The following is a 7,563-nucleotide window of genomic DNA, read 5'->3' as shown; positions in this document are numbered from 1 at the left end:
CACCTTAGCCGCACTTTCAAGTTGTCCAATGATAAGCATTTTGCAGAGAAACTCGAAGATGTCGTGGGTTTGTATTTGAACCCTCCGGAGCATGCGTTGGTTTTAAGCTGCGATGAGAAGAGTCAGATTCAGGCGCTCGACCGCACCCAGCCCGGGCTGCCGATAAAGAAAGGCCGCGCCGGAACAATGACGCATGACTACAAGCGCAATGGCACAACGACCTTGTTCGCGGCACTAAACACCTTGGATGGAACCGTCATTGGTTCACACATGAAGCGTCATCGGCATCAAGAATGGTTGAAGTTTTTGAAGCTCATTGACACCCAGACCCCTGCGGAGAAAGACCTGCACCTGATCGTCGATAACTACGCCACTCACAAACATCCCAAGGTTAAAAGTTGGCTGGCCAGGCATCCACGTTTTCACATTCACTTCACACCAACAAGCGCTTTTTTCGCGACCTCACTGACAAGCGTCTCCGCAGAGGCGTGTTCAAGAACGTTCCAGAACTCATCGACACAATCAACAACTACATTGAGCAACACAACGCAGCCCCAAAACCCTTCGTCTGGACCGCCAGCGCGAAGGACATTCTGGAAAAAGTAAAGCGTGCTCGAGCAAAGCTTGATATGTTACAGACTGCTTGACGCACTACACTAGCTGTATGCTGTCATGAACGCTGAGCGGAATGAATCCCTTAACAACAGGTGCATCGGATCCCAGTAATTCCAGCACCGTTTCTCCAGCCAAAACCACGTCTCCCGGATTTCTTAAAACATTGGAAATCACTCCTGAATTATTTGCGGAGATGGAAAGCGATTTTGCCCGTTCCTGAAGGATAGAAAGCTGGACTGCCCGATTATCCTCAGTGGTTTTGGGAGAGTTATTTTCTAACGATGCTAACGTTGCCTTCTCTGATTCAAGTGCTTTGAGAAATTCCGGATACTTGTTGCCCGCTGTTTCGAGTGAGACAATCCGCATCCTGTTCGTGGCAACTTCAGCCGCATCAATTAATCTGCGAGTAAGCAACCCTTCCAGACGTCGACCCTCCTCCTTTAAAATGGCGAGTTCTCCTTCAGCTTGTGCTTGTTGCAACTTAAGCTGTCGGATGTCGGCATTGATACTTTGCATCGTATTAAAAAACTGACGTTGAGTCGCCTGTTGCTCTTCTTCCGCATCCGCCTTCAAGCTAGCAATTTCATAATCTATTTCCAGGCTGCTCAGCTTTATAAGCGCATCGCCTTCGACAATCTTTTGTCCAACGGTTACAAATATGTTCTCGATTTTTCCCGTTTCTGTAGCAGCCACACTGATATCTGGATAATCGACAACGCCAAATACTTGAACGACATTTCTGGCGCCACCAATTCCATAAACCACGAACACGGCGAGGAGAATCCAAAGAAGGGCCGGCCAAAACCGTAGTTTACGCGTAAGCCAAATTCTGCGCTTTTGGGCTGAAGGCAAACGATATATTTTGGTTTCAGGCATGAACTAAATCTCCACCGTTTCTCTTTGCATGATAAAACTCACTTCTCTGATATCATCCAGATTCTGCAAGGTAGCTATAAATTCGGAATGGAGCAATGGGTCGAACAGGCAGACTTGATAAGCGTATTCGATATCCACACCTTGGGAGGCTTCTCGCATGGCAACCATTTCAACTGTTGACGCATAGTATTTGAAAATATCGGACAGCAGTAGTTCCAAGTCTTTCCCGGCAGGTGCTACAAATCGCAACAACCCTTCATGTCTACGCTGGGAGGAAGTTGGAGACCAGTTCAGCATCAATACGGTGCCAACAAAAAATAAGGTGCCCAGAATTGCGACAGAGTAAATGCCAGATCCCGATGAGATGCCTATTGCGAGTGAAGCAAACAGGAAAATGATGTCTCTCGGATCTCGAATGGGAGTTCGAAATCGGATGATCGCCAACGCGCCGAGGATTCCCAGGCCACGCGCCAGGTTATTGCCTATCGCTATAATCATGATCGTCGCTACGATACAGGCGAGCACCTGAGTTTGAACAAAAGACCGGGAGTAGCTGAACCCGGCATGAGTCCATCTATAGACCGCCGCTAACAGGGATCCGAGTAAAAGACTCAGCGCTAGCGAAGTTAATATCTCAATGGGTCCTTGAGCTCGGATCTCTCCTAGTCCTTCGATTAAAACGTCCATACTTTAATTAATAATTACACCTTTCAGAACCGACGGTATAAGTTTGTCCAGAGAAGAGCGACTCGAGTCGCATAGCAGTCGAGTATTTGCAGAACCCGGTTCGTTGAAGATCGAAGTTCCTTACCAAAGAAAATATCCAGGATGAAATATAACCGGGTGATTTAATTTCCAGAATGACTCCTCCAAAGGAACGTCTGAGGGCCGTTTCACTATCCATCGCCCGCCAACCCTTTTCATTACCATCAAACAGTTTATATCCTTCTGCACGGCGGTAGCGGATATTTCGATCCATGGTTATTCGAATATCTGGATTGGACTGACCAATCCACGACTCACGCTCATACTGAATATGCACCATGGGCCGCGCGTCGGCCATTTTCATTAAGCGGAGAAACTCATAATGGTTCAGATACTCGTCGTCATCCCGGAAGTGAGGAATGACAAAAGGCTTTTCGAACAAGCGCTCTGAATAGTCCTGAATAGGTACCCGCGAACGCGTTTTTCTAATAAACCGATCTTCTTTTCTTTTAACCTCAAAAAACACTGTCCCATTCGAGTCATAATCGTACGTGCGAACTCGAAGTTTAAACCGGGTCTTCTGTTTTCTATCTTTTGCGAGATGAAGCGCCAGATTGGGCGAATCGAGCTGCATGGTTGAAACTTTGTAGATGGGAGGATCTCCTTTAGCGAATGGATCTGGATCACAAACTATTTGTATGTAATTGCGAATCTCCTCCGCTTTGTCCGAAGGAATAATATACTTAAGCTCGTGGCGAACTCGGAGGGGTTGGTCTATAAGCTTCAATCTCTGTACCATTTTTCTAGTTTAGTTCTGATAGAAAGATTTTTAGACGTTGGAACCAAACACCCGGTGATACCAAAGGGTCTGGAGCACGAAGCACAACAGACAATGTTCCGTCTCCATTGTTCGCCGAGCTGGATTGTAGATAATCTGTAGCATCGTTCCAGACAAGAAGATCGGTAGATTCCTGTATTTGGTAGATAAGATCATCCGATTGGATCAGTTGCCTGAATGCGATTGCAGGATATTGATTTCCAGACTCTGCGACGATCAGGCTCCTTGCGCTTATAGCCGATTGAAACATGCGTGGATTCAAGCCAAAAGCATACTCCCAGAAATTGAGAACTCCATCTCCGTCGAAATCCTCTTCAAAGCCTACCAATCCAGACTCGATTTCCGAATCGATAAAGTGCATTCTTAACCAGGTCGAAAAATCCAAATCCTGAGCCATTCCAGGTGAGCCTGCCTGCAACAGGCTAAGTTGCCAGTTGTCAGGTTCTTGTCCGAAAAGATGGCGGCCGATCTTCTCGATGCTGGAACCTTGATCAGGCACTGGCCAGGGTAGATCGACTTCATAACGCACGGAATCCACAGCGATATAGGGAACAAATATCTCTCCACCTTCCAGTACATCTGGCTTATCAGGTCGCTGAATGGTTATTCGTTCACCTGCATTATCGAGGCTACCAGCAAAGGGTCCGAATAATAGCACTCCGATGGGCATACTATATTCAGCCTGAAACTCCGTCGGTTCTACATTGGCTACGATAACGACCTGCTTCGGCTGAACAACAACACCGCCAGGAAATTCGAATCCCAAACCATTAATACGCCATAGGTTTTGAGGATTATCAGGATCAAAAAGCGGTACGGCTTCATCAGTCACATTTATCAATTCAAGAAACTCGGTACCGGTTGATCCTTGTTTGTACAAGAGCTCGTTGATCACAATGGGGCCAATCAAGGGCGGCGAGTTTTCACTGCCCAATGTCACGGTGTCCGCAGCGGTAAAGATTTCGATACCTTCCGAATCAAGATAACGGCTGAAAGATACTCCATTGGCCGAAGCTCCAAACGCGAAGCCGTGAGTGTATCCAGTGAGGTTACCAGCGCCATCGGCAGAGACCAGCCAAGCTGAGTCACCATGACTATTGAACCGGAAGCTGGAATCTCCTTGAGCCTCTGCTGCGAACTCGGTCTCTGTGAATACCAAGTATCCTCCACCTAGAATAAGTGTTGTGTCGGGTATCCGGTATTTTTTTGCTTCGCCCAAATCATCGCTAATATACCAGCCGCTGATATCGACAGGGGTCTGGGTCGGGTTATAAAGCTCGATGGAATCTACCTGCGGTAGATCGGTATGCGGCAACACCTCGTTTACGAGAATATCTCCTGGAAGTGGTGCGGGATCCTCCTCTCCGGGAGATCCATGGGTGTTGAAACTGGCTCTCCAGGCTAACGAATCGTTCGGGGAAAGTGGGATCGCTGTTTCATTACGTTTAACCAGGGATTTTCCACCTCCATCAGCTTCCGGTGGCCAAGGGCTCATATCCCCATAGTTTACCGCTTCCAACAAAACGCCATTTCTGTCACTCAGCTCCAGGGTTTCACCAGAGTTGTTCAGTTGGCCGGTATATTCTCCTTTCACCGTTACGCCCGGATAACGAGCGGTAAACGCTTCGAAGTTGGAAACAAAAATCCAATACCCTCCCGCTCCCAGAATGCTGTTCGGCCCGAAGGTAAAATTCACACCATCAGTGAAAGATGCGACCGACAGATCTACCGGTGCCTCAGTTATGTTTTTGATCTCAATAAATTCCAGCTCTGTATCATCAATGCCGTCACCGTCTAGCGGATGGTACATAATTTCTGTAATACGGATCCCTCCTGCTGCAAATCCCACATAAACCGGGAAAACATAACCAAACAGTATCCAGACCGAAGTTTTCTTGAGCGTTTTGAAATGCCTTAAAGTTATTTCTATAATTTCCAATGTGCTTCAATCAGTAGCAGGACCGTTAAGTTAGGGAGATTCAATCAACTATCCTTTTTTTGATCAAACGGACAAAAATGAAACCGAGTTACAGCTTTCTCCGTTATAAAAAATTGTCAGGAGCATGTTCTTTTTATACTAGAAATGTACGAGACGCTTTTACTGTTCAACAACGAAGAATTAAATCAGATCTTATTAAATGTATACTGGGCCTGGCACTTCAATCACTCTTGATCGTAGAGGTCGCCATGCATCTGATTCTTTTCCATGCTGGATGGGTTTAACTTTAAAAGGCTTTGGTCCAGGAAGCTTTTATAGAAGATCCGTAGCCTGCGTGGTTGCGTTGTGCATGCTTTTTATTGCACTTCACGATTTGTCCGCCCAGGAGCCTGAGCTTCTGGTTGTAAAAAGTGCCTCCATTGGAGATGACAAGCGGATTCGCTTGGAAGTTTCTTCAACTACGGAGCATTATTACGTGCTGTATTTAAGTCGCTCCCTGAGTGACATTAAAAATGAAGTACCGGTATCCATGTACCTCGGCCAAGAAGGAACTACAGTGATAACTGAACCGTTGGGGATTCATCCTAAGGCCGGGTATTATAGAGTTGCGCAGTTCGACAGGAGTAACCCCGGAGATTTGGACAACGACGGTTTAAACGATGTATCCGAATTGCTGGCGTCCGTCAATGGAGCCAGGGCACCTCTCAATCCTGCGTTTGAGGTCGGTATCAACGATGGAAGAAACTCGATCCCCGATCAGAAAACGTTTAGTCAGCTTTCTTATCAGGGCTTAGACGTTTTAATTGATACTCACCTGAGGGAGTTGGAATTCGTAAAGTTCTATATCATAGATGCTCATACCGATAAGCCATATGTTTTCTTTATGAATACGAATACGCACAGGGCGCATGGTCGTTTTGCGACTGCGGTCGGTCTCCCTCCCAGAGGTACTCTTGGTCAAATGCGGGGAGAAATAATTTATCATCCTAAGCTGGCTCGCGCAGACGGAGGAACCGGCATCTATCGTTTTGAATTTGAACCGAACGATTCTTACTCGTTTGAGGATGTTCAGTTTGGCCACGAGATTCTGGCCAAAAACATGCCTCTTCTTGAGAATAATTTTTCTTACTTCCCGATGCCCAACGCAGCCCTCCCTCTATATTGGCAAGAAAAAGAGCTCTACGATGCCTCGCGGATTCCAATCTTGCTCGAAGGTGATTTATTCCTGGGGGTAAATTATATCCCACTTAATATAGCAGAAGGCTTTGGGTTATTGCGGATAATGGGACTGAATGATCGCCCAACCACCAGAGATTTGGTGGTCTACGATACCTTGCCAAATGAACTACCTCGCGTCGCTGGGGTAATTACGACTGTTGCTCAAACACCGCTCTCTCACGTCAACCTTCGTGCGATTCAGGATGGAGTTCCCAATGCCTACATTCCGGGTGCATTGAACGATCAGGTGATTCAGGATCTAATAGGAAATTATGTCTATTTCAATGTGCGGATTGATGGATATGATATTCGTGAAGCAACTTTGGAAGAAGTAAACGCACATTTTGAAGACCTCCGTCCAACCGAACCTCAGGTTCCAGACCGCAACCTTTCGATAACCGCGTTTCGTCCTCTATCGGATGTTGGATTCACTGATTTGGATGCCTTTGGAGTAAAAGCTGCCAATGTGGCCACCTTAAGAACTTTTGGGTTTCCGGAAGGAGTAATTCCGGACGGATTTGCTCTGCCGTTCTATTTCTACGATGAGTTTATGAAGTATAACGACTTCTACACTCAGGTGATGTCCATGTTAGAAAATCCGGACTTTATTGCCAGCGTAGATATGCGAATCTCCATGTTAACTGATTTCAGAGAGGTCGTGGAAGATGGACTCATGCCTGGGTGGATGATCGATGAGTTGTCGGCTCTGCAACTTTCGTTTCCTGAAGGAACTGCCATTCGGTGTCGGTCCAGTACAAACAACGAAGACCTGCCTGGTTTTAGTGGTGCCGGTCTCTATGATTCGTTCACGCATCATCCGTATGAAGGCCATCTATCAAAGTCGATTAAGCAGGTATTCGCCAGCCTATGGAACTTCCGTGCCTACGAAGAGAGGGACTTTTATCGCATCGATCAGTTTGAGGCCGCAATGGGCGTTTTACTCCATCCCAACTTCAGTGATGAAAAATCCAATGGTGTAGCCGTAAGCGATGATCCCATTTACCAGACAACGGGTAACTATTACTTGAATACACAGATCGGTGAGGATCTGGTAACGAATCCCGAAGCACAATCGGTTCCTGAGGAGATTCTCCTAAATGCCGACGATTCCAACTACTTTACGGTCGTACGCTTTTCAAACCAGGTCCCATCTGGTCAACTTCTGATGAGCCAGGAACATATCGATCAGCTCAGGTCCTATCTTGAAACCATCCACGACAAGTTTAAGTTGCTTTATAATCCACCACCTGAAGAGCGGTTTGCGATGGAAATCGAGTATAAGATAACCGCAGAAGGAAACCTCGCTATTAAGCAAGCGCGGCCGTGGTTGTTCTGATTTTTCAAGGTAAAGATGAATACAGGAATTCCCGCT

General features: G+C 46.6%; 5 protein-coding genes and 1 pseudogene. 2 read left to right on the top strand and 4 right to left on the bottom strand.

The features are described 5' to 3' along the window. Nucleotides 1-647 (top strand): annotated as a pseudogene (locus O3C43_11480) (IS630 family transposase). Nucleotides 648-651: 4 nt separating this feature from the next. On the opposite strand, the gene O3C43_11475 reads toward O3C43_11480, so the two are convergent. The 4 genes from O3C43_11475 to O3C43_11460 are packed head-to-tail and all read right to left on the bottom strand — an operon-like array spanning nucleotide 652 to nucleotide 4,973. Next, the gene (locus O3C43_11475; protein MDA1067114.1) at nucleotides 652-1,491 is read right to left on the bottom strand and encodes a biotin/lipoyl-binding protein; all 840 of its coding nucleotides are present in this window, start codon (nucleotides 1,489-1,491) and stop codon (nucleotides 652-654) included. A 3-nt stretch (nucleotides 1,492-1,494) separates the two neighbouring features. After that, nucleotides 1,495-2,178 carry a DUF4956 domain-containing protein gene (locus O3C43_11470; protein MDA1067113.1) on the bottom strand — a complete coding sequence of 228 codons (684 nt, stop codon included), beginning with the start codon at nucleotides 2,176-2,178 and terminating at the stop codon, nucleotides 1,495-1,497. Nucleotides 2,179-2,185: 7 nt separating this feature from the next. Beyond that, entirely contained in the window at nucleotides 2,186-2,995 is an 810-nt protein-coding gene (locus tag O3C43_11465; GenBank protein MDA1067112.1) for a polyphosphate polymerase domain-containing protein, read from the bottom strand. A 4-nt stretch (nucleotides 2,996-2,999) separates the two neighbouring features. Further along, a complete protein-coding gene (locus O3C43_11460; GenBank protein MDA1067111.1) occupies nucleotides 3,000-4,973 on the bottom strand; it encodes a lamin tail domain-containing protein in 1,974 nt (657 codons plus the stop codon). 199 nt (nucleotides 4,974-5,172) lie between these two features. Between O3C43_11460 and O3C43_11455 the strand changes: the two genes are divergently transcribed. Further along, nucleotides 5,173-7,527 carry a hypothetical protein gene (locus O3C43_11455; GenBank protein MDA1067110.1) on the top strand — a complete coding sequence of 785 codons (2,355 nt, stop codon included), beginning with the start codon at nucleotides 5,173-5,175 and terminating at the stop codon, nucleotides 7,525-7,527. The last annotated feature ends 36 nt before the right edge of the window (nucleotides 7,528-7,563 follow it).

The sequence above is a fragment of the Verrucomicrobiota bacterium genome, from assembly GCA_027622555.1.
Taxonomy (GTDB): domain Bacteria; phylum Verrucomicrobiota; class Verrucomicrobiia; order Opitutales; family UBA2995; genus UBA2995.
The sequence above is the reverse complement of the archived record's forward strand: the minus strand, read 5'-3'. Positions and strand labels throughout refer to the sequence as shown.